Raw genomic sequence first — 25,525 nt, 5'->3', positions numbered from 1 at the left:
TGGGTGGGCCCTGCCCCGGGACGGGGAGGGACTTTTCGGGCAGGCTGCGGCGATCCGCGTACTCCGGCACGACGCACGTCGTACGGATGCGGGGCCCGCCGGACAGCGCCGCCGGGCCGGGCGGGTCAGGAGCCGAAGGCGGCCGTGGCCTCCTCGGCCCCGGCCAGAACGAGTTCGGTGATGCGGTCGACGGCACGGGTGACGCGGTGCGCGGGCCCGATGACGGTGAGCGAGGCGGCGATGGTCCCGGCCTGGAACACGGGGGCGGCCACGGCGGCGACGGCCTCGTCGTACTCGCCGTGGCTGACGCTGTATCCCCGGGAGCGCACGTCCGCGTACCGGGCCAGGAGGGTGTCGAGGCCGGTGACGGTGTGATCGTTGAAGCGCTGGAGCGGGGTGGCTCCGAAGAGGCGGCGGATCTCCGGCTCGGAGTAGTGGGCGAAGATGGCGTGGCCGGAAGCGCCGGCATGGCCGGGCATCACGGCACCGACGATCGCGGTGTAGCGGACCGGACCGGTGCCGTCGACAGCGGCGGCGCACCGGTATCCGGCGCCCTGCGGCACGTTCAGCACGACGCTCTCGCCGGTCTCCCGCAGCAGCCCGGCGAGGATCGGCCGGACCAGCGACGGCAGCACCCCGCTGTGCTCCCCGGCGCGCGCCAGCCGGGACACGGCGGGGCCGAGCCGGTAGCGGCGGGTGGTGGTGTCGCAGGTCAGGAAGGAGCGGGAGGCGAGCGTGGTGAGGATGCGCTGGGCGACGGCCTTGTCCCAGCCGTGCCTGCGCGCCATCTCGCTCACCCCCCACTCGGGGCGCCGCTCGGTGAACGACAGCAGGGCGAGCAGGGCGCGGTCCGCGCCCTGCAGAACGCCGGGCTGGGGCGGGGCCAGGACGTCCGCGTCGTCGCGCCGGCCGGCCTCGTGGGCGGTGGAGCCGGCGGACGCGCCGTTCACCTCGTTCATGGCCTCGTCCCTTTCCTCGCTGATCTGGTGCGCTGAGCGCAACGCCGTTGCGCTCAGCGGGGAGAACTATGTGATCAGCGGGACGTGGTGTCAAGGGTGTTCTTCGGCACGGGGATGGTCCGGACGAGGCCGCCGGCCGAAACCCGGGCCGTCGGCTACAGCCGCAGCAGCACCGCCCTGGTGCCCAGTACGGGCATGTCGACAGTCGTCGCGCCGTCCTCGTCCGGCGTCAGGAGGTCACCGGAAGCCCCGAGGTAGTCGGCCGTGCGGGCCTCGGTGACGGAGAAGCCGTGGGTGATCCGGCAGGCGACCGGTTCCTCGGCGAAGGACTGGAGCCGGACGAGCACCTGGCCGGGGGCCGGGACGGTGAGCCCCACGACGCGCACGCGCCGGTCGCTGACACTCAGCAACCCGTACGAGGCGTCCGGGGCCGGACTCTCCTCGCCCAGAGCGCGGACGGCGAGCAGCGGGCGGCTGCCCACGGCCGCGGTGTGCATGCCCAGCACGGGCCCGCTGATGTGCGGGGTCTGTCCGAAGGACACGCTGTAGCGGAACACATGGTCGAACGCTTGCTCGGAGGGGAAGTTGGTGTCCCAGATGTTGTTGTGCACCCAGGAGAAGAGCGTGCCGGGCTCGTCCTGGGCCAGCGACTGCGGATACGGCGCGTACGGGACGGCGATCCCGCCCACCTGGACGAGCGGCGCGTCCTGCGTGGCGACGGCCGCGACCACCTCGTCCTCCGCGAAGCTCACCCAGCGCCGTACCGCGCGCATGTGCTGAGCGGACCCGGGCACGACCGGCAGCCCGGTACCCGTCATGCCGCCGGTCGCCTCCATCCGGACATCGGGGCGGCGCATCGCGAAGGGGAACGCGAAGAACGCGCTCTCCTTGGTCAGCGTCGCGGGCTTCGCGATCCGGTTCTCCAGATCGATCCGGGCCTGCCCGTGCGGCAGATGCACCCGCACCCGCAGCCGCTCGGTGCCGGCCGGGGCGCACTCGTAGACCAGCGTCTCACCCGTCGCGTCGCGGAAACGGTCCACCAGCGCGGCCGGGGGTGCGGCTGTACGGGAGGCGAGGAGATGCATCGACCCGTTCGCCGTGGTCTTGCTCGACTGATGGTTGAAGCCCCCAGCCGTGGCGTACTCGTCGTACACATAGGCGTTGAGCCCCACCGTGGCGTCCTGGCGCACCAGCTCGCGGCCGGTGCGCTTGTCGACCACCGAGCCGATCCACGCCGACCGCAGGTCCACCCGCACCCGCAGGAACTCGTTCTCCAGGACGGCAGGCTCCTCGGAACGGCTCTCCGGGGCGGCCGGCGGCTCCTGTCCCGGGACGACATCCACCCGTACCGCGCCATGCGCCGGCACCTCCGTGAGCCGGAACAACAGGAAGCGGCCCGCGGCCCGGTGCAGCTCGTTGGACTGCGCCTCCTCCGTGTGCTCCAGCACCGAGCCGTCGCGCGCGTCGAGCACCCGGACCGGGTCCTCCAGGGCGACCGTGCTCTCGGGAAGGAACAGCCGGACCGTCTCCGACCGCGGCCAGCTGCACGTATTGGTCACGTAGAAACCGGCGAGCGTCCCCTCGCGAGGGGAGAGCCTGCCGCCGAGCGCCGCACCCGCGCCGTCCAGGAGCGTCTTCGCGTCGTCGTGGGCGCGCAGCGCCTGGGCGTACTTCCAGTGCCACTGACGCTCACCGGAGGCGTGGCCGTGGTCGCCGTGCGTCCAGGGGTCGCCACCGCCCCAGGTGTGCTCGTTGAACAGGGAGGCAGCCCGGTAGACCTCGGGCGCCGAGGCCGTGGTGCCCGAACCCGCCGCGCCGAGGATCTCCGCGTGCCCGGCGACCGTCTGGGCGTCGGCCAGCGCCGCCTGACCGTCACGGGTGGCGGCCAGCGGGACCGCACCGGCACCGACCCCGTCGACCCACCAGTCGCTCCAGTCGCCCTCGAAGGTCTCCAGACGGTCCCCGTAGCGGGCTTCCGCGTCGAGGAAGAAGTCCTCGTTGCGTGAGGTTCGCAGGGCGGGGAAGGCCCATTCCTCGTTCCACCTGCGTACGGTGTCCGCGATGACACGGCGCGGCGGGCCGTTGTCCGCGAACTTGCCCAGGACCCGCAGGTGCAGGACGTCCCACGGGTACGGGTCGCCCTTGAACTCCTCGTCCAGGACCGGGAATCCGGGGATGCCGCGCCCCTCGTGCGGGTACTGCCGGGTGGCCAGCGCGGACAGGTAGTGCGGCAGCAGGTCGTCGACCCGGTCGTAGGACTCGTCGAAGCCCAGGATCGAGCCTTCCATGTACGCCAGCCCGTGCGGGGTGTCGGTGCGCCACACCAGCACACTGCGTCCGCCCGGCGCACGCCACCGGAACAGCCGGGGCAGCGCCCCGCCGCCGGTGTGGTGCGGTACCGCCCGGCCCGCCCAGTTGTGGGCGACCGAGAGGTAGCGGATGCCGCTGTCGGCGAGCACGTCGGGCAGGCCGACGACCTGACCGGGGACATCCGTCTGCATGGCCGTGGTGACGTCGATGCCGTGCCGGGCGCGCAGTTCGCGCACCGGGCGCAGCAACTCGTGCAGTTCGTCCGTCGAGCAGGTTTCCGTGTGCAGGTTGAAGGGCATCGCCGTCAGCTCGATACGCCCCTGACGCACCCGCTCCAGGAACTGCGCGACCTGCTCCGGCGGCCGGTTCGCCGACCAGTTCTCGAAGCTGAAGAACCCCTCGACGGCCCAGCGGAACTTCGAAGCGTCGGGCCGGTCGTCCGTCGTACGGCACAGTTCGAGCAGGGAGTCGAGGTACTTGCGGCCCTCGGCGAGCACAGTGCCCTGCGGGTCGGTGTAGCCGATGTCGAGATGGGCGTGCTGCACCAGGTGCAGTGTCCAGTGCCGCTGCGGGGTCAGCAGTACTTCGACCTGTTCGCCGGGAGCCAGGTCGGGCAGCTCGACGAGTACCGGCAGCGGAGCGTCCACCTCCGGGACCAGCATCCGGGTCTCGCCGGCCGGCCCGGGTATCAGCTCGCTGCGGACGGAGGCGCCGGACAGGGTGGTGACCACGGCCCGGGTGAGGGGGCGGCCGGCCTGGACGCGCACGGACTGCAGCAGCCCGCCGTCACCGTCGTGGCGCAGCAGCGGTTCGCAGGAGAGCCGGACGGGGTGTCCGCCGAGGACACCGGTGGCGCTCACGCCGCGGTCGCGCAGGATGTCGCGGGCGATGTCGGAGTCCCACCAGGAGGGGCGGGACAGATCGGGGCGGGGCATGGAGAGGGTTCTCCGCTCTGGCAGGGTGCCGGGTCGGTGCGTGGGGCGGGCGGGAAGGTGCGGGGTCAGGAGGTCTTGGTGGCGAGGCCTGCGAAGATCTGGACCATCGCGGACTGTTCGAGGGTCTCGGCGGAGGCGGTCGGTTCGTAGTCGCCGCCGCCCGAGGGCTGGAAGCGGAAGAGGCCGTTGGCGGGCTCGCGGTTCTCCTTCCAGACCCGCTCCGCGTAGGCGCTCTCCGTCTGCCGGTAGGCCGGGTCGTGGCGGATCCCGTCCAGCATCCGGAGGTTGTCGAAGTAGATCGCGTTGAAGATCGCCGGCTGGTCGTGCAGCCGCTCGCCCTCCTTCCAGTACGCGAGCGACCCCTCGGCGTCCTGCACGGCGCGACGCAGATACGTGCGGTCCCCGGTCGCCTTGTAGAGGGTGGTGGCGGTGCCGATCATGGCCCCGGAGTTGTACGTCCACAGCGTGGAGTTGACGGAGCCGTCGTCGCCGAGGCTGTTGCGGTACAGCCCGGGGGACTGGCGCAGGCACGACCAGTTCCACTCGTACCACTGCTTCGAGCTCGTCAGGTAGCGGCCCTCGTGCGTCTCCTGGTGGAGCCGGGCGGCCAGCTCCGCGGCCAGGCCCGTGACGTTGGCGGCGCGCATGTCGTTGGCCGGGGAGTCGACCCAGTGCATCCCGCCGGGGCACGCCTTGGCCGGGTCGTCGTCCCAGCCCCGGCTGACGATGTCGAAGGCCAGCTCGGCCCGGTGCAGGTAGGCGGCGTCCCCGGTGGCCTCGTACTGGTCCAGCAGGGACAGCCCGACGACGGAGTTGTCGTCGTAGAAGACGTCACCGCCCTGCCCGAGCGGTGCCGGGAGGTACGAGTCGTAGCCGGGCCTGCCGTCGCGCGGCTCGAAGTACAGCTCCAGGGTGGAGAAGCGTTCCGCCGCGTCCGCCGTGTAACGCCGGCCCGATCCGGGAAGGCCGGCCATGTCGACCGTCGCGGCCGCCGCCTCCCGCATCGGCCACAGATAGGAATGGGCGTTGTCGGCGCTGCGGGGCGGGGTCGCCTCCTGGTAGAGGCCGTGGTTCTCCGCGCCCTGGTACAGATGGCGCTGGAGCGCGTCGTACGTCCGGACGGCACGGTCCTTCCACGGGCCCGACGGCGCCGGGCGGCCGGCCGCGAGGGCGGGAGAGGGGCAGAGGGCGGCGCAGAGCAGGGGTGCTGCGGCGAGGGCGAGAGCGGTGCGGGCGGAGAGTTTCACCGGGATGCCTTTCGGGAATCGGCTCGGGGCGTCGGTGCGCGTGCCTGATCGGGGGTGCGGCGGGGCTCAGCCGAGCTTGAGGCTGCTGACGAAGAACCGCTGCGCCGCGAAGAAGAGGACGACGGTCGGCAGCGAGACCAGCAGGGCCCCGCCCAGGACGACCGGGGGCCCCACGTTGGAGTAGTTGCCCTGGAGTTCGGCGAGCGCGGCCATCACCGGGCGGATGTTGCGGCTCGTGGACAGGGTGATGCCGAAGAGCAGGTCGTTCCAGACGGCGACGAACTGGAAGACGAACGCGGCGATCATCGCGGACCGGGACAGCGGTACGTGGATCTGCCAGAACACCCGCCACCAGGAGGCGCCGTCAAGGCGCGCCGCCTCGATCACCTCCGGGGGCAGCGTCTGGGCGAAGTTGCGCATGATGAAGTACGCGAACGGGATCGCCACCGCCGCGTAGATGAGGAACAGCCCGATCTGCGCGTCGTAGAGGCCGGTGTTGGCGTACGCGAGGAAGAGCGGTCGCAGGAAGACCTGGAGGGGCAGCAGCGTGCCCGAGTAGATCAGCCAGAACCACAGGGTCTTGCGCTTGACCGGCATGATCACCGTGGCGAACGCGGCGGTCGTGGCCACCACGATGGCCGCGGCCGAGCTGGTCACCGCGTACAGCAGGCTGTTGCCCATAGCGGGGCCGAGCCGGGCCCGGGACCATGCCTCGGACATGTTGTCGAACAGGCCGAACCCGCCGTGCGGCAGCCAGTGCGGCGCGCCGCCGTATTCGGCGGCCGGCACCAGCGCGTTGACCAGCAGCAGCCAGGTCGGGACGGCCCAGAGGAGCGAGACGAGCACCAGGACCGTGTTGCGGACGGCGGTGCCGGCGGAGACGCGGCGTATGGACATGCTCAGGCGCCTTTCGGAGTGAGCTGGCGCCGCAGATACAGCCAGGAGGCCAGCAGCACGATGACGGTGAGGACGACGGCGACCGCCGCTCCGGCCCCGGGGCGCAGCGCGAGGAAGGTCTCCTGGTACATGGAGACGGCGAGCGTCTCGGAGCTGCGGCCCGGGCCGCCCTGGGTGAGGACCCAGATCAGGTCGAACGACTTCAGCCCGTTCACCAGACTGCTGCCGACGACGATCACGGACACGGTCCGCAGCTGCGGCAGCACCACGTACCAGAACTTGCGCAGCCCGTCGGCGCCGTCGAGCGACGCGGCCTCCAGGGTCTCCGGTGGGATGGTCTGCAGACCGACCAGGAAGAGGATCACGGCCACCCCCGTGGCCTGCCAGGTGTTGGCGACGATCATGACGAGGGTGTTCCCCGGCCACTCCAGCAGCCAGCCCTGGGCGAAGGACCCCAGCCCCAGCGATTCGAGCGCCTGGTTGGCCGCCCCGTCCGTGGTCAGGAGGAAGTTCCAGACGACGGCCACGGCCGAGCCGGAGATCGCGTACGGCAGGACCACCAGCAGCCGGGGAATCCGGGACCACCCGGAACCGTTCGTCATCACCGCGATGCCGAGTCCCAGGACCAGCGGCAGCGCCACCGTGCCGACCACCCACATCAGGGTGTTCTCCACGGACTTGGCGAGAACCGGATCGCTGAAGAACAGCCCGTAGTTGGTGAACCAGGTGAAGCCGGAGACCCGGCTGTCGCTGAAGAAGCTCCGGTACAGCGTCACCACGAACGGTGTGAGCAGCAGGCCGGCGACGAGCAGGACGGCCGGGGCGAGGAAGCCCGCCGAGGCGAACCGGTCCCGGAGCCCGCGTGAGGGCTTGCCGGCCGGGGGTGCGGGCGGGGCCGTGGGACCGGTGGAGGTGCGACGCGTGTCGAGGGCGGATGTCATGACTCGTCCTTGTTCCACGCGGCCCACTCCTTGGTGGCGCGGCTCGCCATGCTGCGCAGCGTCGCCTCGGGCGACATGGCATGCGTCATGAAGGCTCCCAGGTCATCGGTGTTCCCCTGCATGAGATTGGGCGGCCCGGACTGGCCGTAGCGGGGCAGCTCGGTCCAGTGCTCGTCCAGCGCCCGCTTCCTGAGCCGGGCGAGCACCGGGTTGGAGGTGACCGCCTTCGGGTTGGCCGAGCCGTCCTGGAGGAAGTCGGTCCACACCCGCTGGACCGAGGGGTGCAGCCAGTGGCCCGCGTTGGCCATCGCCGCGTCGTGCGAGACGGCCTTCTCCGGGACGGCGAGCACGCCCGCCTCGGTGATCACGGACCGCTTGGTGGAGGCGTCGACGGGAGGCAGGACGAAGGCGTCGAAGTCCTCACCCGGCTTCATGCCCGCCGCCGCCAGTCCCTGGGACTGCCAGGAACCGTGCAGGAACATGCCGACCTTGCCCGTCTTCAGCGCGGCCGGACCGTTGTTCTGGTCGAAGTCGGCCGGGGTCATCCAGCCCTTCTTCATGAAGTCCTGCCAGATCTGCATGGCCTTGTGCGCCTGCGGATCGGTGTACCGGGCCCGGCCCGCGATCAGATCCGCGTAGAACACCGGGTCGACCTTGCTGATCAGCTCCTCGAACCACTCGTAGGCGGGCCAGTTTCCGCTCTGCGTGGCGACGAAGGGAACGACACCGGACTTCTTGAGCACCTCCGCGGTGTGCAGCAGCTCGTCCCAGGTCTCCGGCGCCCGCAGGCCGTGCTTGTCGAAGACGTGCGTGTTGTAGAAGAGCACGTAGTACGACTGGTACAGGGGCATCCCGTACACCGCGCCCCGATAGGACATCGAGTCGCGCAGGGACTTGGTCACCCAGCCCTTGCGCTCGTAGGCGTCCCACAGCTGCGTCAGATCACTGAGGCTGCCCGTGCGGGCGAGCTGTTTGAGGTTGTAGCCCGCCTGCCACTTGATCAGGTCGGTCGCCTTGGTCGTCTGCAGGGAGATCTGCGTGACCTGGGTGTACGCGGTCGGATTCGGGTTCGACAGCGGCCGCAGCGCGTAGCCGGTGAGCTTCTTCAGCTCGTGTCCGGCGGCCACGTAACCGTCGTCCCAGGTGGCGTTGTCGTTGGCCAGGGACGTCGTCCCCGGCTTCGCGGCGGTGCTGTCGCCCCGCGCGCAGCCGCCGGCCAGCGCGGCGGCAGCGCCGGCCCCGAGGCCGGCCAGCACGGTGCGCCGGCGGAGCGGGTGAGACGACTGCGCCGTCGTCTCGCCGGTGGATCTCATGGGCTCACTTCCCTCTGGACCCCGGCGGGGATGCCTGGGCTCCGGTATGCGGTGGGGAGGCCGCCGGAGGCGCGTACGGCGTGCGTCATGGCGCTCCGGGTTGCGAGGATGTTAACGACACCATGTGGCTGAAACAAGGGGTTCTCTTGGCTGAACCAGAAAAGTCCTGTCAGGGAAGGGTTTCGTGAACCGATTCGATAGCCGCCTTGTTCGACCAAGGGTGTTATCGATACCATGCCGATGCTTGCCGGTCCCTTCTTCAGGAGCTTCTGTGCACCAGCCCCGTCCCTATGAACGCAACCCCCGGTACGCCGTCACCGGCGGCACCGTCGTCACCGGCTGGGCCGCCGCGGTCGCGGACGTGCCCACGGCGCCCGTCGTCCTGGCCCTGGACGGCCCCGCCGCACTCGACTGGGAGGCGACGGCCGACGCCCTCGCCGCCGCTCTGCGCGCACGGGGTACGCAGGTCGCGATGTGCGATGTGCGCGCCCTCTGGTCGGACGACGCGGTTCAGCGGCTCTGCGTGCCCGACGCGGACGCCGACCCGTTCTTCCTGCCGCTCGCCGGGTTCTCCATGGACGACCTGTTCGAGACGCCTCCCGTCCAGCCGCGTCCGGCCGACGGTGTCCTGCTCGTCTTCGGCCCCGGCGCCGCGCTCAGCGAGCCCGACCTGCTGTGGTGGGCCGACCTGCCCAAGCGGTACGCGGAGGAGGCCGTCACCCGCGCCGAACTGCCCCTCGGCGTCAACCTGGGCCGCCCCGGCACCCCCGGCGAGCTGCGCAGCCTCTTCTACACCGACTGGCCCGTAGGCGACCGCCACCGCGACCGCCTGGCCCCCCGCGTCGACCGCTGGATCGACCTCCAGGGCGCACACGGCCCGGCCTCCCTGGACGGCACGGCGGTCCGGGCCACCCTGGCCGCCCTCGCCTCCGGCCCCGTACGCAGCCGGCCCTTCTTCAACTCCACCCCCTGGGGAGGCCGGTGGGCCGCCCGGGAGCTCGGTTTCGAACCCCGCCACGGCAACACGGCCCTCGGCTACGAGCTGATCGCCCCCGAAGCCGGAGTCCTCGTCGGCCAGGACGAGACGGCACAGGTGGAACTGCCCTTCCAGCTGCTGTGCGCACTCCACCCCGAGACATTCCTCGGGCCGGACGTCCACCGCCGCTTCGGAACCTCCTTCCCGATCCGCTTCGACTACCTCGACACCATGGGCGGCGGCAACCTCTCCCTGCACCTGCACCCCCGGGAGCAGTACATGCGGGAGGCCTTCGGGTGGCCCTACACCCAGCACGAGACGTACTACGTCACCGCGTGCGACCCCGGTGCGCGGGTCTACCTCGGGCTGCGGGACAGTACGGACGTGACTGTCATGCGCGAGGAGGTCGAGGCGGCCGCGGCCCAGGGCACCCCGCTGCGCGTCGAGGACCACGTGATGACGCACCCGTCGGAGAACGGGCAGCTCTACATGATCCCGGCCGGCACCCCGCACGCCTCCGGTGAGGGCAATCTGGTCCTGGAGATCAGCGCCACCCCCTACCTCTACTCCCTGCGCTTCTACGACTGGCTGCGCAAGGGCGTCTCCGGTGCGCCGAGGCCCCTCTCCTCCGCCCACGCCTTCGCCAACCTCGACACCGCGCGCCGCGGCGACGACGTCCTCAAGGAGCTCGTCCAGGAGCCGAGGACCCTGCGCGAGGGCCGGGGCTGGCGCGAGGAGGTCATCGGGGCACTGCCCGAGATGTTCTACGCGGTGCACCGCTTCGTGATCGAGGGGCCCGGGCCCGCCGAGGACGACACCGAAGGCCGCTTCCACATCCTCAACGTCTCCTCGGGCGGGGGTGTCGTCGTGGAGACCGACCGGGGGGACCGGCACGACCTGGCCTTCGCCGAGACCCTCACCATCCCGGCGGGCGTGGGCGGTTACCGGCTGCACCCGGTCGGCAGCGAACCGGTGCACGTGGTGAAGTCCCTGGTGGCCCCGGCATGAGCCACGTTCCTGTACTGGAGATCGGCGGCACCCATGTGACGGCCGCCGTCATCGACACCGCGTCCGCGCGGCCGGCGCCCCTGACCGTGGTCCGGGAGCCGGTCCCCGCCGACGCACCCGCCGGTGAGCTCCTCGACGCCATCGCCGCCGCCGGCGCCCGGGCCGAGGCCCCGGCGGGCGCCCACTGGGGCGTCGCGATACCCGGCCCCTTCGATTACGGAACCGGGGTCGGCCGCTTCCGCGGCATCGGCAAGTTCGAGTCGCTGCACGGCGTCGACGTCGGAGCGGAACTGCTCCTCCGGCTCCCCGGAGCCCCCCGCCGCATCAGCTTCGTCAACGACGCGGACGCCTTCGCCCTGGGCGAGTACCGGGCGGGCGCGGCGGCAGGGCGGCGCCGGGTCCTGTGCGTCACGCTCGGAACCGGCGTCGGCTCCTCGTTCCTGGACGGCGGGCGGCCCGTGACCGACGGACCCGACGTACCGCCCGGCGGCCGCGCCCACCGGCTCACCGTCGACGGGCTTCCCCTGGAGGAGGTGGTCTCGCGCCGGGCCATCCGCAGGTTCTACGCCACCGCCGCGGCCCTGCCCGGAGACGGGCCCCTTCCCGACGTGCACGAGATCGCCGGCGCGGCCCGGGCCGGCGACGAGCCCGCCCTGCACGCGATCAGGCACTGCTTCGGCGCCCTGGGACGGGCCCTCGCGCCCTGGTGCGAGCGGTTCCGGCCGGACCTGATGGTCGTCGGCGGCTCGATGGCCGGCTCCTGGGACCTGCTCGGGCCCGCGGTCCGCGAGGGCATCGCAGCATGCGCACCGGGCGCCGCGCCCCCGGCCGTCACGGCGCGGCGCTCGGCCGACGCGCCCCTCATCGGCGCCGCGCACTGGACCCTGCGCGGGGCCGCCGTCGCTCCGCGGGCACGGACCTAGAATGACCGCGTCACCGACCCACGAGCCCGTCCACCGATCCGCAGGAGAACCGCACATGGCACAGCACCGCGCGGGCGACAACGGCGCCCCCACGATGCGCGACGTGGCCGCGAGCGCCGGTGTCAGTGCCATGACCGTCTCCCGCGTGCTCAAGGACGACGCCCGGGTCAGCGGCACCACCCGGGAACGGGTACTGGCCGCCGTCGAAGCGCTGGGGTACCGGCGCAACGAAACGGCACGCAGCCTGCGCCTGGGCGGCAGCGGGATGATCGGACTGGTCGTCACCAACCTCGCCAACCCGTTCTACTCCCGCCTCGCCCTGGGCGTGCAGGAGGTTGCCTCCGAGCACGGCCTGCGGGTCCTGCTCAGCAACACCGCCGAGCAGGTCGACAAGGAGCGGGGACTCGTCGATGACCTGACCGCCCGTCAGGTCGACGGCATGATCGTCGTCCCGGCCGGCAGCAGCCACCGGCACCTCGCTCCGGCGGCGCTGCGCGGAATGCCGATCGTGCTGGCCTCCCGGCCGCCGGCCGGAATGGACGCCGACTGTGTCCTGGTCGACGACTTCGGCGGAGCCGAGCAGGCTGTCGGGCAGCTGATCGCGGACGGCCACCGCCGCATCGGCTTCCTCGGCAACCCGCCCGCCCTGTACACCGGAGCGGAACGGTTCCGCGGCTACTGGGCGGCCCACGAAGCGGCCGGGATCGAACCCGCCGAGACCCACGTACGCCGCGGCCTCACCGACGTACCCACCGCCGAGGCCGCCGCACGCGCGCTGCTCGATGCCCCCGACGCGCCGACGGCCCTCTTCTGCACCAACAACCGGCTGACGCAGGGCGCCATCCGCGCCGTGCACGGCCTCGGCCGCCCCGTCGCGCTCGCCGGCTTCGACGACTTCGACCTGGCCGACGTCCTCGGCCTGCCCCTGACGATCGTGTCGTACGACGCGGACGAGATCGGCCGACGCGCCGGCCAGATGCTCATCGACCGCATCAACGGCTCGTCCGCCGAGCCGATCCCGGCCCGCAGGACCGTCGTACCCACCCGCGTCATCCGCTACGGGACACGCTGATCCGGACCCCCCGCCACTCCCACGGCACCGGTCTGCCCTCCTGCCCCGCCTTCCTCCTCCGGAGCACCCATGCACCACGACCGAACGGTCACCGAAAGCCGGCTGGCCCGCCTCCTCGACCTGCGCCTGAGGCCCGCCGTATACCCCGAGAGCCTTCCCCTCGACATCGCCGTCCGGCCGGTCACGGGCGAACCCGTACCCGTGGCCGAAGGTATCGGCGCGCCGTACGAACCGGTGCGCACGGGTGACCTGTGGGGGCCCGCCTGGTCCACCACCTGGTTCCGGATCAGTGGCACCGTCCCCGCCGGCTGGGCCGGGCAGCGGGTCGAAGCGGTGCTCGACCTCGGCTTCGGCACCACCCAGCCCGGCTTCTCCGCCGAGGGCCTCGTCTACCGCCCGGACGGTAGCCCGGTCAAGGCACTCAATCCCCGCAACGCATGGCTGCCGATCACCGAACGCGCCGAGGGGGGAGAGGAGTTCGTCTACTACATCGAGGCGGCGGCCAACCCGGTCATCTTCGACTCGGGAAGCGGCAGTGACCCGTTCGTCCCCACCCGGGCCGGCGGAGTTCCCCCGTGGCTGGGCGGCGAGACCGCACCCGACACACCGCTCTACCGCCTGAACCGGATGGACCTGGCCGTCTTCGACCCCACGGTCTGGGAACTCGTACAGGACCTGGACGTCCTCTCCGGGCTGATGCACCAGCTGCCCGAGGACTCCACCCGGCGCTGGCAGTTGACGCACGCCGTGGACCGGGCGCTGGACGCGATCGACCTCCAGGACATCGGGGGAACGGCCACACGCGCGCGCGAGGTGCTCGCCCCGGCACTCGCCTCACCCGCGCACGCGGGGGCGCACCGCGTCTCCGCCGTGGGCCACGCGCACATCGACACCGCCTGGCTCTGGCCCGTACGGGAGACCGTCCGCAAGGCGGCCAGGACCGTCTCCAACGTCACCGCCCTGATGGACGACCACCCCGGCTTCCGCTTCGTCATGTCCCAGGCCCAGCAGCTCGCCTGGCTCAAGGAGCAGCGGCCCGAGGTGTTCGCCCGCGTCGTGGAGAAGGTGCGCACCGGGCAGTTCATCCCCACGGGGAGCCTCTGGATCGAACCCGACACCAACCTCTCCGGGGGCGAGTCGCTGGTACGCCAGTTCGTCCACGGCAAGCGCTTCTACCTGGAGGAATTCGGGGTGGAGACCGAGGACATGTGGCTGCCCGACACCTTCGGTTACAACGCCGCCCTGCCCCAGATCATGAAGCTGGCCGGCATCAAGTGGTTTCTCACCCAGAAGATCTCCTGGAACGCGACGAACCCCTTCCCGCACCACACCTTCTGGTGGGAGGGCATCGACGGCACCCGCATCTTCAGCCATTTTCCGCCCGTCGACTCCTACAATGGAGACCTCTCGGGTGCCGACATCGCACACACCGAGCGCAACTTCAGGGACAAGGGCGCCGCCAACCGCTCACTCGTCCCCTTCGGGTACGGAGACGGCGGCGGCGGCCCCACCCGCGAGATGCTGGCCCGGGCTCGCAGGCTGGAGAATCTGGAGGGCTCGGCCCGCGTCGAGATGGAGAGCCCCGAGGAGTTCTTCACCAAGGCACAGGCGGAGTACACGGACGCCCCCGTGTGGTCGGGCGAGCTGTACCTGGAGCTGCACCGCGGCACACTCACCAGCCAGCTCGCCACCAAGCAGGGCAACCGGCGCAGCGAACACCTGCTCAGGGAAGCCGAGTTGTGGTCCGCGACAGCGGCACTGCGCACTGGCCTGCCTTACCCCCACGAGCTGCTCGACCGGGTGTGGAAGACGGTCCTGCTCCACCAGTTCCACGACATCCTGCCCGGCACCTCGATCGCCTGGGTGCACCGGGAGGCCGAGACCGTCTACGCCGAGACCGCCCGGGAGCTCGGCGCGGTCATCGACTCCGCGCAACGCGCCCTGGCGGCATCCGGTGCGGAGGGGACGGCCCGCGAAACCGTGTTCAACGCCGCACCGCACACCCGCGACGGCATTCCCGCGCTCGGCGGGTCCCCGCGGGCACGGGCCGCCCGGCCGGTCGAACCCCACCCCGCCGAGGGCGGCGGATTCGTGCTGGACAACGGCCTCGTACGGATCACGGTGGACACCCGCGGTCTGATCACCTCCGCATACGACCTGACCGTCGGACGCGAGGCGCTCGCTCCCGGCACGGTCGGAAACCTCCTCCAACTGCACCAGGACTTCCCGAACCAGTGGGACGCCTGGGACGTCGACGCCTTCTACCGCAACACCGTGCGGGACCTGACCGACGCGGACGAGGTCGTCGCCGTCCCCGGAGGCATCCGAGTGGTACGAGGCTTCAACGCCTCCCGCATCACCCAGGTACTGCGCTTGGAGGAGAACAGCCGCCGGCTGGACGTCGAGACCGACGTCGACTGGCAGGAGTGCGAGAAGATCCTCAAGGCGGCCTTCCCGCTCGACATCAGGGCGGCGGAGTCCAGCGCGGAGATCCCCTTCGGTCACGTCCGGCGTCCCACGCACACCAACACCTCCTGGGACAGCGCCCGCTTCGAGGTCTGCGCCCACCGCTATCTGCACGTCGAGGAACCCGGCTGGGGTGCTGCCCTCGTGAACGACTCCAACTACGGCCACGACGTCACGAGGGACGTCCGCCCCGACGGCGGAACCACCACGACCGTACGGCTCTCGCTGCTGCGCGCCCCGCTCTTCCCCGACCCCGACTGCGACCGCGGCGAACACCGCCTGCGCTACGGACTGGTCATCGGCGCCGGTCTGCGGGACGCGGTCCGCGAGGGCTACCGCTTCAACCTCCCCGAGCGCGTCGTGCCCGGGGGAGCGCCTGTCGAACCGCTCGTCCGGGCATCCGGAGGTGATGTCGTCATCGAGGCGGTCAAGCTCGCCGACGACCGCTCGGGCCGTGTCATCGTCCGCCTCTACGAAGCCGCGGGCGGCCGCGCGCGGACGACGCTCAGGACGGGCTTCCCTCTGGCCGGCGCGCGGATCACGGATCTGCTGGAACGGGAACTGACGAATGAGCCCGCGCCGGACGTCGACGGCCAGGACATCCACCTGACCTTGCGCCCGTTCCAGATCCTGACCCTCTGTCTGACCCCGGGCGCCTGACGGCTGCGGACGGTCCCGCACGAGATCGTTAGGATCCCGCCATGGCAATCGAACCCGGGATCGAAGCCCTCATCGAGGAACTGGACACCGGCGACTCGGCACGCGTGACCGCGGCGGTGGAACGGCTGGCGGCCCACGGCGAGAACGCGCTGCCGAGGGTGCTGGAAGCGGTGTGCGCCGACCAGTCGTCCCAGCGTCTCAAGGTGTACGGGGAGGTGCTGAGCCGGATCGGTCCGCCGGCCTTCGACGCCGTCCTCGCGGCGGCGGGCGCCGGGGAGCTGGACGAATGGCTCAGGGGCCGGCTGCTGCGTTTCTTCGACGAGCGTTGTGCCGGGCGGTACGCGGCACTGGCCCTCGACCCCGACCGCTGGCTGTCGAACGTCGGCTACGCGGGATTGCTCAGGCTGCGCGTGGACTCCGAGGCCGGGTTGCGGGCCCTGGTGGAGAAGGCCGCCCGGGGCGGCGACTTCTACGGTGAGCCCGGCAAGTACCTCCACGCCATGTGGGACTCGTACGCGCCGCGCCTCCGGGAACTGTGCCGGGACCCGGCTTCCTCCCGGCCGGTACGCCGGGGCGCGCTCGGTCTCCTGATCGAGGGCGGCGGCCTGGACGCGCTCGACGAACGCGACCGCATGCTGGTGGAGCGGCTGGTACGGGTGAAGCTCCCGGGCGGCGTTCGAGCGGTCCCCGACACCCAGCTCAGCGCCTGGTGGCTGGCCGTGCCAGGGGCGACGTACGAGGGCGTCTTCGAAGCGCTGGGCCTGTACGACCCGCGCCCCGTGACGGTGCAGACGGGTGTGGCGGCCGCGATGTGCGAGGAGGTACGGAGTCCGAGCCCGAAGGCCCCGTCCCGTGGCATCAGCCGGGCCTTCGTGACACCGGAACTGGACGGCTGGCGCCTGGTGTTCGGCCAGTTCCGCCAGCTCGTCGGCTACGACGACTGGAACGACATGGTCGCGACGGTGGAGCGGGTCAGCGCCGCGTGCGGCAAGGCCCAGCTGTTCTTCGTGGACGACGCCGGCGGCGCGGACATCTGGTTCGCCGCCGAGGACGGCCGGATGGTGCGGCAGTACGCGGCCGAGGGGGGCTGGGGCGAGGACGACGACGAGGCCGAGGACGACGACATCACGGGCGGCGTCCGTGACGTGTGCGGGGACCTGTCGGTCGACCCGGACCTGGTGGGTGTCCTGGACACGGTCGTGCGCGGCCACGGCTGGCTGGCGGTCACCGCACCGGACATGGGACACGGGCAGTTCCCGGGCCTGCTGCCGGTCTGACCCCTGCCTGCAATGACGGCAGGACGGAGATCGCCTGCTTCCGCCGAGCCGCTCAGGTGCGGCGGAAGCAGGCCGGCCGTCAGTACAGCCCGGTGTAACTGCTCCAGCCACTCGTGCCGATGGTCGCCGGGCCGGACAGGGTTCCCGTGCCGGTGCCGCTGAAGCGGTACAGCTTGCCGCTGCCGTCGCGGGCCACGATGTCGGCGCGGCCGTCACCCGTGAGGTCACCCGCGCCCACGACCGTGGTGTAGGCGGAACCCCAGTCCGACGCGACCTCCGTGCGCGCGGTGACGGCACTGCGGCCTTGCCGTAATAGCGCCAGAGCGCACCGGACTTGTCGACCGCGAGCAGGTCACCCCTGCCGTCGCCGTTCAGGTCGCCGGCTCCGACGATCTTCGTGTAGAGCCGCCAGTCCGTCCCGATCCGGACCCGGGTGGTGAGCTTGTGCGTCGAGGTGCCCGCGTAGAAGTACATGTCGCCGGTGGTCGTCTGGCGTGCCACCAGGTCACTGATCCCGTCACCGTCGACATCGCCCGGTGAGGTGATGACGTCGTACTGCGCCCAGCCGGAGCCGATGAGTGTGGACGGGGACGACGCCGACACGATGCCGTCGCAGCCGGGCCGGTAGGCGCGCAGTTCGTTCCCTTGACGTACGAGCACGTCGTTGCAGCGGTCACCGTTCGTGTCGCCGAAGGGGACGAGGAGCGTGCCCCCGGGGAACCGGTCGCCCACCGCCTCCTGCCTGGCCCGCAGCCCACCGGTCCCGTTGCCCTGGTACGAATACACGAGGCCGGCGGGGTGAATCGCATGGAGATCAAGGTCCGCAAGAGGACGTGAAGGCCGCGGGGTTCCAGGTCCGAGAGTCCGCTGCCGGATCCACCGAACCGTGGATCCGGGTGCGTGGCCCCGCTGGGGAGGGGAGGAGCATCGGACGCCACTCCTCCCCAAGGGGAACCCGCGTTCACCTACGGGAGGACGATGTCGCGGCCGTCCCCGCCGTCGAGGGTGTCCTTCCCGGTGCCGCCGCAGACGAAGTCGTCGCCGCCCTCGCCGTTCACCACATCGTCGCCGGAGCCGCCGAGGAGGATGTCCCGGCCGTCCCCGCCCATGACGTGGTCGTCGCCGGGCCCCCCGTACACGATGTCGTTGCCCTCGTAGCCCTCGATCATGTCGTCGCCGGGGCCGCCCCACATCCGCTGGTTGTCGCTGTCGCCCATGAGGTGGTCCATGCCGTCGCCGCCGTAGAGGGTGGCGGGTCCCATGACCATGTCGTCCCCCGCATCACCCAGCACCGTGCGGGCGGTGTGGGCGTGCAGCACGTCGTCCCCCGGGCCGCCGCTGACGGTGTTCATTCCGGGATCGAAGGCGGCGATCGTGTCGTCGCCGTCGCCGAGGAACACGTCGATCCTGTCGGGGCGTGCGCTGTCGGCGGGCAGTTCGCAGACGACGACGGTGAGGTCCTCGGGACTGGAGTACGCGCAGTGTTCGCCGGGCTCCAGTGGGACCGCGTCCCTGAAGCCGATCCGGCGGATCCCGTCGCTCGTGTACATCGGATAGATGTTGAGGTCGTTGGTCTGCCCCGCGGCGGCGGTGAAGACGATCGACTGCGTCTCCCAGTCGGCCCCGACGCGTGCCTTCGCCCCGGTGACAGGGGCGGCGACGGAGCCGGCGGCCGCAGGGCCGACGGTGAGACCGGCGGATAACAGGGTCACTGCGAGAGCGCTGACGGCGGCTCGGTTGCGGTTCATGAGTCCTCGTCTCAAGGGGCGGCGGTGGGGCGGGTGGTGAAGGCAGTCTCCCGTTCCCGTCCGAATCCGCAAGAGCGCAAACCGGGCGGTGTCACATGGCCCGGCTCATGATCGACTTGGTTTGTTTCATTGACATGTCCTGTGAAAGTCGTACCGTTGGGAGCGCTCCCACGATAGCTTTGCCACTGGAAGGAGTTCCCCCCACATGAACAACAGGATTCCGTTAACCGGGCGTTCGAGGTCGCGCCTCCGCCGCCCCCTCCAGTCACTCGTCATGCTGTTCGCCGTCGTCATCGGCGCGCTGACGTGGTCGACCCCGGCCCAGGCCCACGGCACGATCGTCGATCCCGCCAGCCGCGCGTACAAGTGCTGGGAGACGTGGGGCAGCAACCACACGGACCCGGCCATGCAGACGCAGGACCCCATGTGCTGGCAGGCATGGCAGGCCAACAGCGACACCATGTGGAACTGGATGAGCGCGCTACGGGACGGCCTCGGCGGTCAGTTCGAGGCGCAGACCCCCGACGGAACGCTCTGCGGCAACAACCTGTCCCGGAACGCCAGCCTGGACAAGCCCGGGGCGTGGAAGACGACCACGGTCGGCGACAACTTCTCGGTGCACCTGCACGACCAGGCGTCCCACGGCGCCGACTACCTCAAGGTCTACGTGAGCAAGCAGGGCTTCGACCCCACGACCCAGACCCTGGGCTGGGGCAACCTCGACTTCATCACGCAGACCGGCTCGTACGCGCCGGCCCAGGACATCACGTTCCCCGTCCAGACCTCCGGCTACACCGGACACCACGTCATGTTCGTGATCTGGCAGGCATCCCACCTCGACCAGGCGTACATGTGGTGCAGCGACGTGAACTTCGGCTGAGCCGGGGTGCACCGCACCGAGCCCCGTCGGAGCAGGGACACCCTGCCCCGGCGGGGCTTCCCGCTCAGTACACCGTGTCCCGCTGGTCCGGAACGACGCTGCCGTCCCCACGCCGCACCGGACCGAGGGTGCCGTCGGGCTCGGTGTAGGCGGCGGTCGAGCAGGGATAGGCCGTGGTCCTGCGGGGCAGCGGCTCGATGAACATGGGGTTCACGACCCAGCGCCCGTCGGCGTTGTCGTAGGCGCGGCACATCAGCTCGTTCTTGTTGCGGTTGAGCACCAGGTGCGCGCCCGTGGCATCGCCGACGAACGTCACGTCGGTGTCGGCGTCACCGCCGCCGAGCGCGATCCGCCGGTGGGGAGCCTGCTGGTTCCAGGCGGCCCGGCCCTTGATCCCGAAGATCTCCTGGTTGATCCAGCAGCGCTTGCCGTCGATGTACGGGATGGCCTCACCCTTGGTGACGCCCACGCCGCCGCAGCCCTCGTTGCTGGTCGTGATGCGGCCCCTGCGGTCGAGCACGGACCGGATGGCGACGGTGTGCGCCCGGTCGATCCCGATGCCGCGTGACCACACCTCGGTGACCGGCTCGGAGCCCGCCGAGACGATCCAGACGTCGAATCCGGCCTTCTGGAGCGTCCGGACGAGGTCCCGTTGCTGCTCGTAGTACCGCACATAGGCGGGAAGGACGTGGGTGCCGACGGTACGGGTGGCGCCGACCGGCGCGGCGAGGGCCTCGGCGCGCGCCGCCTCGGTGTACGCACGCAGCTCGGGGACGGTGTGTCCGGCGAAGAGCTGCGGCACCCACGCGTACTGCGGCACGGTGCGCCGGTGGTCCCACTTCCCCGCGAAGGCGGCCTCGCCGCTCATCGTCGTGCCGTCCTCACGGATCTGGAGGATCTCGTCGGCACAGCGGGCGTTGGTGGAGGTGGGCAGGGGCGCCCCCACCTTGACCTCGGTTCCGCAGGCGTCGGTGAGCGCCTTGTTCGCGGTGCTGGTCAGCCACTTGCTGGTGTCCTTCCAGCTGGCGGGCCGAAGGATCTTGTCGTGCCGCAGAGACCAGCTGATGGTGGCGTCGGTGACGTCGTTCTTGGTGATGGTGTTGTCCCAGTCGAACGCCGCGACCGGGCGCGGCCCCCCTCTGCCGTGGCAGGTGCCGCGCTCATCGATCATGCGCTGCAGTTGGGCTCTGTTGTCGCCGTACCAGGGAAGATCGTCGGAAAGCTGAGGGCAGCGGGCCGTCGGCGCAACGCCGCCGGGGTGGGCCGGGGCGGCAGCCACGGGGCCGGTCGCGGCCACGACCGAGAGTGCGGCCGTCACAGCTGAGGTCCATGCGAGAACAAGACGGATACGCATGCGAGTGGACGGTACATCAGTATTTCAGCGATGTAGAGAGGGCACGCGGTGCCGTCCGCGCCCCCTCGGGGACGCGGACGGCACCGGTACACGGGTGACGGATCAGCGCTTGGCGGCCCCCTTCGTGGGGCTGCCCGTGAAGGTGAACTGCGAGCCGGGCTCGACGAGCAGGTCGCCGTCCCGCGAGTTCGTGATCGTCACGTTGGAGAGGGTCGCGTCACCGCGCGCACCGCTCATCGCGAGGATGCCCGAGCCGTTGTTCGACTGGTCGATGCGTACGTCGGAGATCTTCGTCCCGGTGTACTGGCCGCCGCCCGTCTTGAACTGGATGCCGTCGTACGTCGAGTCGTGGATGTCGGTGTCCCGGATCGTGACGCCGGGGATGCTCGTCGCCTGCGCGAAGAGCGTGATGGCGCCGAACTCCTGGTCCTCGTTCCAGAACGCCCCGCCGGTGCGGTTCAGCGTGTTGCCCGCGATGAGCGTCTGGCCGCTGAAGGGGATCGGGTCGTGGTCGGTGGCGAGCATGATGCCCGGGTAGTTCATCGTGTCGGAGACGACGTTGTTCTCGATGGTGTTCCCGAAGCCGCCGTAGACCGCGATCCCGTTGGCCCGCCAGGGCAGTTGGATCGTGTTGTTGCGGAAGTGGTTGTTGGAGCCGACGTCGACCGAGGTGTCCTTGACGTACTTGCTCGACCAGACGGCGAGCGAGTCGTCGCCCGTGTTGCGGAAGGACGAGTTGTAGACGGTCGAGTTACGGGTGCCGTTGGTGAAGTTGATGCCGTCCGCGTACGTGTCGCGGATCCGCATCCCGCTGAACTCCAGGCCGTCGCCCGGCCCCCACAGCTCGGGGATGTTGGAGTAGTCGCGGCCGACCCAGACACCGACGTTGGCGTGCTCGATCCACACGTTGGTGATCTTGGTGTTCTTCCCGAGACGCCCGTTGATGCCGACGCCGCCCTCCGCGTTGCCGTCGCCGCCGCGGATCCGTCCGGAGCCGAAGATGGCCAGGTCGGAGATCTGCGTGTTGTCGTCGATGTCGAAGCCGAAGTTGCCCTCGTGCGGGTGGTTGATGCCGCCGGCGTCCTGCGGCTGGGTGAGTGTGTAGAGCTGTGAGTACCACATGCCGGCGCCCACGATTTTCACGTTCTTGATGCCGACCTGGTTGTACTGCCCGCGGTGCTGCGGGTCGGGGGTGAGGATCTTCTGCTCCTGGCGCCACTGCCCGGCGGGGATCCAGACACAGGAGATCTGACCGGACTGGTCCGCCATGACGGCGCGCTGGAGGGCGTCGGTGTCGTCGATGCCGTCGTTGGGGACGGCGCCGTACTCGGTGATCGAGGTGCACTCGGAGGGCTTCGTCTTGGCCGGGGCGACCTGCTCCAGGTCGACCAGGTCCACGATGTAGAAGGCCGCGGAGTCCCCGGCGTCGCGCTGCAGCCGGAACTTGGTGCCCACCGGATAGGTCTGGGCGAGCAGCGCGTTCGACTCGTCGAAGAGGCGTCGCGCGTCTCCGCCGGGGGTGTTGGTCAGGCCCTCGGGGTCGTCGGTCGAGCCGTAGAGCCACGAGTGCTTCGAGGAGAGGTCGAGCTTGCGGACGAACTTTCCGTCGGCGTAGAGGCTGAGCGTCGCGGACTGCCCGCCGCCCGCTGCGGCGTCCGGGATGGAGTTGCGGACGACGATCGAGTTGGTCGGATTGGTGGAGGTGAACTCGACGTACTCACCGGTGTTGTCGAGCCGCACCGACTTGCGCCCGCTGGACTCGGTGGCGAAGTTGGTGTGCCCGAAGGTGCGCTTGGCGTCGGTGGTGAGGAGCTTGCCGGTGTACGTGCCGTTCTCGGCCTCGTACTCGGTGTACGGCACGGCGGCGCCCCGGCCCACGACGATCGAGCGGGCGAAGGTGTTGTTGTTCTCGTCGGTCTCGGCGACGGTGTTCGTCGCGTCGGCGCTCGCGGTGAGCGTCGCGCCGCCGTCGGTCGCGGTCCACGTGCCGGATATCGGCACCTGGACGGAGGCGCCCGCCGCCACGGCGGGGGTGGTGCCGTTGAGCGTGGTCGTCCCGGCCGTCAGCCGGGTGACGGTGCCGGCCGCGACGGCGCTCGTGCCGCGGTTCTTCACGGTGACGGTGAAGCTGACGCTCGCCCCGCTCGCCGGGCTGTCCGGGTTGGTGGCGATGCCGGTGACCTGGAGGTCGGGGCCGGGGCTCTGCGCGACGACGAGCGGCGTGGCGCCGGCCCGGCTGTTGTTGCTGTCGTCCTGCTCGACGACGGTGTTGTCCGGGTCCACGACGGCGGAGACCGCGTAGGAGCCCTGCGGGTGCTTGCCGGTGTCCACCGTGACGGTCGCCGAGGCGCCCGCGGCGAGCGCGCCGACGGCGGCGGTGCCCGCGACCGTGCCGTCCAGGCTGACGGTGACGGTCGTGGCCGGGGAGGCGGCCGTGCCGGCGTTACGGACGGTTGCCTTGACGCCCACCGCGTCCTTCTCGGACGGGGAGGCGGGTGTCCAGCTCAGGTCGGTGAGCGTGAGATCGGGGTTGGGCGCGGCGGTGCCGACGACCTCGACCTCGGCGATCTGGCCTCCGGGTGCACCGGAGTTGGCGCCGATCGCGAGCCGGAGGTCGGCGGCGCGGCCGGAGACCGGGATGGTCACGGTGTTCTTGTTGCCCGCCGGGCTGAAGTCGTAGTTCGCGCGCGCCTTGAGCGTGGTGAAGGCGGAAGCGTTCTGGCCACGCCCGCTCACCTCGATCGCCTGCGTCCGCGCGCCCCACGCGGAGTCGGGGTTGAGCTTGACGACGACGGCGGAGAGCTCCGCGTCGGCGCCGAGCTTCACGGTGAGCTGCCCCGGCAGTCCGGCGGACTCCCAGTACGTGTTCACATCCCCGTCGTTGGCGTTGGCCGGGATGAAGGTGTGGACGTAGCCGTTGGCCTCGACGGGCTTGCTCTTGGCGAGGTTGGTGCCGGTGGGCGGGGTGCCGGGGTCACCCGGGTCGCTTCCGCCGCCCGCGCCGCGGACTTCCAGCTCCGAGAGCTGCGCGGCCTGCCAGCCGGTGTTGGCGGTGACCTGCACCCGGACGTACCGGACGTCGGTGGCGCCGAAGCCGAGGGTCACGGCGCCGGCGGCGGCGGGCGTGAAGGTGCGCTTGGCGGAGCCGGCGAGGGTGCTCCAGGTGTCGCCGTCGGTGCTGCCCTGCACGGTGAGCGTCTCGTCGCGCGCCTCCCACGTCGTGGGGAGCTTGAGGGTCACCTCGTTGACGGACGTCCTGGCGCCGAGATCGACACGGACCCACTGCGGGAAGGAGCCGCCGGGGCCCTCCCAGTAGCTGGCCTGGTTCCCGTCGGTGACGTTGCCCGCGCCGTACTCGCCGTTGGCACCGCTGGCGGTGGCCGGGCGGCCCAGCGCGAGGTTGGGCCCGGCGACGGCCGCGGGCGCGGCGGCGTGCGCCGTGGCGGGGACGAGTCCGAGGGGGATCAGACAGGCCGCGAGCAGCCCGGTGACCAGCCGTCGGGCGGATGACTTCCGTCTCATGCTGTCCTCTGTTCGATGAGGGGTGGGGAGAAGAGGCGGGACGGTTCGTGGAGCGTGGAACAGGTGGGGCGAAGTCCCGCGCCCAAGAAGGGCTGTGATGAGTTTTTGAGTGAATGAGTCAAGGATTTGCAGCTACGTGGAGATAGATTTCTGACAGGTTAAAGATTTGTCAACGGTTCTGACGGTGTTGTGACGCTCGGCGGTCGGGAATGACGCACGGTGCGGCAAGCGGAATGAGGGCTTCGAGGCGAGGTCCACGTCGTGCGCCGCTGGGCGTCGAGTTTTGGATCACTGAACTAAATTGGTGCGTCGTACCAAATGTGGCGGCATGGAGGTATGACGACGCGAGCACGCCGCACCGAGCGGCGTAACCAGGTGCTTTCCCGGGAGCAGATCATCGAGGCCGCGGTCGCGCTGCTCGATGCGGGCGGGGAGCGTGCGCTGACCGTCCGGGCTCTCAGTGAGCGGCTGTCCACCGGGTCCGGCGCGATCGCCTATCACGTGGGCAAGCGGGACGACCTGCTGGACGCGGCGACGGAGACGCTGGTCATGGCGGCCCTGGAGGCGGAACCCGCCGGGGCGGGGACGTCCCCCGAGGACGGGATCCGCGGTGTCGCGCTGGCCGTGTTCGACGCGATCGACGAGCACAAGTGGCTCGCCACGCGGCTCATGCTGCAGATCGTCCGCAATCCGATGGGCCCGGTGACGGTGGGGCTCTTCGAGCGGATCGGCGGGCAGATGGATGCGCTCGGCGTGCCCGAGGACCGCTGGTTCGACGCGGCCTCCACGCTCGTGCACTACATCCTCGGCGCGATCAGCCAGAACGCGGACATCGCGGGAGACGCCTCGGGACTCGACGCCGATGCGGACCGCGAGGCCTTCTTCGGCGCGGCTTCGGCGGCCTGGGAAGAACTCCCCGTCGCGGACTACCCGTTCATGCACGCCGTAGTCGGCCGGATTCGCGAGCACGACGACCGCGAGCAGTTCCTGACCGGCATCGCCGTGGTCCTCGACGGGCTCACCCGCCTGCGCTGACC

The 25,525-nt window shown here is 70.8% G+C and carries 17 protein-coding genes and 1 pseudogene; 7 read left to right on the top strand and 11 right to left on the bottom strand.

The window, feature by feature from the left end:
- Nucleotides 1–125 precede the first annotated feature (125 nt).
- From OHS17_RS01570 to OHS17_RS01545, 6 genes are all read right to left on the bottom strand, one after another.
- Complete coding sequence (locus OHS17_RS01570; protein WP_330310688.1) at nt 126–959, bottom strand: IclR family transcriptional regulator; 834 nt, start codon at nt 957–959, stop codon at nt 126–128.
- Between the two features lie 155 nt (nt 960–1,114).
- Nucleotides 1,115–4,204, bottom strand: coding sequence for an alpha-mannosidase (locus OHS17_RS01565; RefSeq protein ID WP_330310687.1), 3,090 nt, complete (start codon nt 4,202–4,204; stop codon nt 1,115–1,117).
- A gap of 65 nt (nt 4,205–4,269) precedes the next feature.
- Nucleotides 4,270–5,451 (bottom strand): glycoside hydrolase family 76 protein, encoded by a 1,182-nt coding sequence (locus OHS17_RS01560; protein ID WP_330310686.1) that lies wholly within the window; start codon nt 5,449–5,451, stop codon nt 4,270–4,272.
- Between the two features lie 66 nt (nt 5,452–5,517).
- On the bottom strand, nt 5,518–6,348 hold the full coding sequence (locus OHS17_RS01555) for a carbohydrate ABC transporter permease (RefSeq protein WP_073865313.1): 831 nt from the start codon (nt 6,346–6,348) through the stop codon (nt 5,518–5,520).
- 2 nt (nt 6,349–6,350) lie between these two features.
- Nucleotides 6,351–7,289, bottom strand: a complete 939-nt coding sequence (locus tag OHS17_RS01550) for a carbohydrate ABC transporter permease (RefSeq protein WP_073865312.1) — start codon at nt 7,287–7,289, stop codon at nt 6,351–6,353.
- Nucleotides 7,286–8,602, bottom strand: a complete 1,317-nt coding sequence (locus OHS17_RS01545) for an ABC transporter substrate-binding protein (protein ID WP_330310685.1) — start codon at nt 8,600–8,602, stop codon at nt 7,286–7,288. Before OHS17_RS01545 ends, OHS17_RS01550 begins: the two co-directional genes overlap by 4 nt.
- Before the next feature lie 271 nt (nt 8,603–8,873).
- Here OHS17_RS01545 and OHS17_RS01540 point away from each other — a divergent pair, with 271 nt between their 5' ends.
- The 5 genes from OHS17_RS01540 (at nt 8,874) to OHS17_RS01520 (ending at nt 16,984) form a co-directional block, all read left to right on the top strand.
- Nucleotides 8,874–10,586 carry a class I mannose-6-phosphate isomerase gene (locus OHS17_RS01540; protein WP_330310684.1) on the top strand — a complete coding sequence of 571 codons (1,713 nt, stop codon included), beginning with the start codon at nt 8,874–8,876 and terminating at the stop codon, nt 10,584–10,586.
- Nucleotides 10,583–11,509 carry an ROK family protein gene (locus OHS17_RS01535; protein ID WP_330310683.1) on the top strand — a complete coding sequence of 309 codons (927 nt, stop codon included), beginning with the start codon at nt 10,583–10,585 and terminating at the stop codon, nt 11,507–11,509. The genes OHS17_RS01540 and OHS17_RS01535 overlap by 4 nt, the downstream gene beginning before the upstream one ends.
- Before the next feature lie 55 nt (nt 11,510–11,564).
- The gene (locus OHS17_RS01530) at nt 11,565–12,581 is read left to right on the top strand and encodes a LacI family DNA-binding transcriptional regulator (protein ID WP_330310682.1); all 1,017 of its coding nucleotides are present in this window, start codon (nt 11,565–11,567) and stop codon (nt 12,579–12,581) included.
- A gap of 69 nt (nt 12,582–12,650) precedes the next feature.
- A complete protein-coding gene (locus OHS17_RS01525) occupies nt 12,651–15,707 on the top strand; it encodes an alpha-mannosidase (protein ID WP_330310681.1) in 3,057 nt (1,018 codons plus the stop codon).
- A gap of 41 nt (nt 15,708–15,748) precedes the next feature.
- The gene (locus OHS17_RS01520) at nt 15,749–16,984 is read left to right on the top strand and encodes a hypothetical protein (protein ID WP_330310680.1); all 1,236 of its coding nucleotides are present in this window, start codon (nt 15,749–15,751) and stop codon (nt 16,982–16,984) included.
- Between the two features lie 79 nt (nt 16,985–17,063).
- On the opposite strand, the gene OHS17_RS01515 is transcribed toward OHS17_RS01520, so the two are convergent.
- The 3 genes and pseudogenes from OHS17_RS01515 to OHS17_RS01505 all read right to left on the bottom strand — a co-directional run bounded on the left by OHS17_RS01515 (nt 17,064) and on the right by OHS17_RS01505 (nt 18,732).
- The gene (locus OHS17_RS01515) at nt 17,064–17,222 is read right to left on the bottom strand and encodes an FG-GAP repeat domain-containing protein (protein WP_330310679.1); all 159 of its coding nucleotides are present in this window, start codon (nt 17,220–17,222) and stop codon (nt 17,064–17,066) included.
- A 167-nt stretch (nt 17,223–17,389) separates the two neighbouring features.
- A pseudogene (locus OHS17_RS01510) lies at nt 17,390–17,458 on the bottom strand (hypothetical protein); the annotation flags it as partial.
- 491 nt (nt 17,459–17,949) lie between these two features.
- Complete coding sequence (locus tag OHS17_RS01505; RefSeq protein ID WP_330310678.1) at nt 17,950–18,732, bottom strand: calcium-binding protein; 783 nt, start codon at nt 18,730–18,732, stop codon at nt 17,950–17,952.
- Nucleotides 18,733–19,006: 274 nt separating this feature from the next.
- Here OHS17_RS01505 and OHS17_RS01500 point away from each other — a divergent pair, with 274 nt between their 5' ends.
- Nucleotides 19,007–19,612, top strand: a complete 606-nt coding sequence (locus OHS17_RS01500) for a lytic polysaccharide monooxygenase auxiliary activity family 9 protein (protein WP_330310677.1) — start codon at nt 19,007–19,009, stop codon at nt 19,610–19,612.
- Between the two features lie 64 nt (nt 19,613–19,676).
- On the opposite strand, the gene OHS17_RS01495 is transcribed toward OHS17_RS01500, so the two are convergent.
- Entirely contained in the window at nt 19,677–20,966 is a 1,290-nt protein-coding gene (locus OHS17_RS01495) for a haloacid dehalogenase-like hydrolase (protein ID WP_383164252.1), read from the bottom strand.
- Between the two features lie 102 nt (nt 20,967–21,068).
- Entirely contained in the window at nt 21,069–24,488 is a 3,420-nt protein-coding gene (locus OHS17_RS01490) for a CARDB domain-containing protein (protein ID WP_330310675.1), read from the bottom strand.
- A 336-nt stretch (nt 24,489–24,824) separates the two neighbouring features.
- On the opposite strand from OHS17_RS01490, the gene OHS17_RS01485 reads away from it, so the two are divergent.
- The gene (locus tag OHS17_RS01485; RefSeq protein WP_330310674.1) at nt 24,825–25,523 is read left to right on the top strand and encodes a TetR/AcrR family transcriptional regulator; all 699 of its coding nucleotides are present in this window, start codon (nt 24,825–24,827) and stop codon (nt 25,521–25,523) included.
- Nucleotides 25,524–25,525: the final 2 nt, after the last annotated feature.

Source organism: Streptomyces sp. NBC_00523 (assembly GCF_036346615.1).
In the GTDB taxonomy this organism is placed as follows: domain Bacteria; phylum Actinomycetota; class Actinomycetes; order Streptomycetales; family Streptomycetaceae; genus Streptomyces.
The sequence above is the reverse complement of the archived record's forward strand: the minus strand, read 5'-3'. Positions and strand labels throughout refer to the sequence as shown.

What these genes read in the sequence shown, in the direction of transcription:
- OHS17_RS01570 (WP_330310688.1), bottom strand. Translation starts at nt 959, where the DNA reads ATGAACGAGGTGAACGGCGCGTCCGCCGGCTCCACCGCCCACGAGGCC.
- OHS17_RS01565 (WP_330310687.1), bottom strand. Translation starts at nt 4,204, where the DNA reads ATGCCCCGCCCCGATCTGTCCCGCCCCTCCTGGTGGGACTCCGACATC.
- OHS17_RS01555 (WP_073865313.1), bottom strand. Translation starts at nt 6,348, where the DNA reads ATGTCCATACGCCGCGTCTCCGCCGGCACCGCCGTCCGCAACACGGTC.
- OHS17_RS01550 (WP_073865312.1), bottom strand. Translation starts at nt 7,289, where the DNA reads ATGACATCCGCCCTCGACACGCGTCGCACCTCCACCGGTCCCACGGCC.
- OHS17_RS01545 (WP_330310685.1), bottom strand. Translation starts at nt 8,602, where the DNA reads ATGAGATCCACCGGCGAGACGACGGCGCAGTCGTCTCACCCGCTCCGC.
- OHS17_RS01535 (WP_330310683.1), top strand. Translation starts at nt 10,583, where the DNA reads ATGAGCCACGTTCCTGTACTGGAGATCGGCGGCACCCATGTGACGGCC.
- OHS17_RS01530 (WP_330310682.1), top strand. Translation starts at nt 11,565, where the DNA reads ATGGCACAGCACCGCGCGGGCGACAACGGCGCCCCCACGATGCGCGAC.
- OHS17_RS01525 (WP_330310681.1), top strand. Translation starts at nt 12,651, where the DNA reads ATGCACCACGACCGAACGGTCACCGAAAGCCGGCTGGCCCGCCTCCTC.
- OHS17_RS01520 (WP_330310680.1), top strand. Translation starts at nt 15,749, where the DNA reads ATGGCAATCGAACCCGGGATCGAAGCCCTCATCGAGGAACTGGACACC.
- OHS17_RS01505 (WP_330310678.1), bottom strand. Translation starts at nt 18,732, where the DNA reads ATGAACCGCAACCGAGCCGCCGTCAGCGCTCTCGCAGTGACCCTGTTA.
- OHS17_RS01500 (WP_330310677.1), top strand. Translation starts at nt 19,007, where the DNA reads ATGCTGTTCGCCGTCGTCATCGGCGCGCTGACGTGGTCGACCCCGGCC.
- OHS17_RS01495 (WP_383164252.1), bottom strand. Translation starts at nt 20,966, where the DNA reads ATGCGTATCCGTCTTGTTCTCGCATGGACCTCAGCTGTGACGGCCGCA.
- OHS17_RS01490 (WP_330310675.1), bottom strand. Translation starts at nt 24,488, where the DNA reads ATGAGACGGAAGTCATCCGCCCGACGGCTGGTCACCGGGCTGCTCGCG.
- OHS17_RS01485 (WP_330310674.1), top strand. Translation starts at nt 24,825, where the DNA reads ATGACGACGCGAGCACGCCGCACCGAGCGGCGTAACCAGGTGCTTTCC.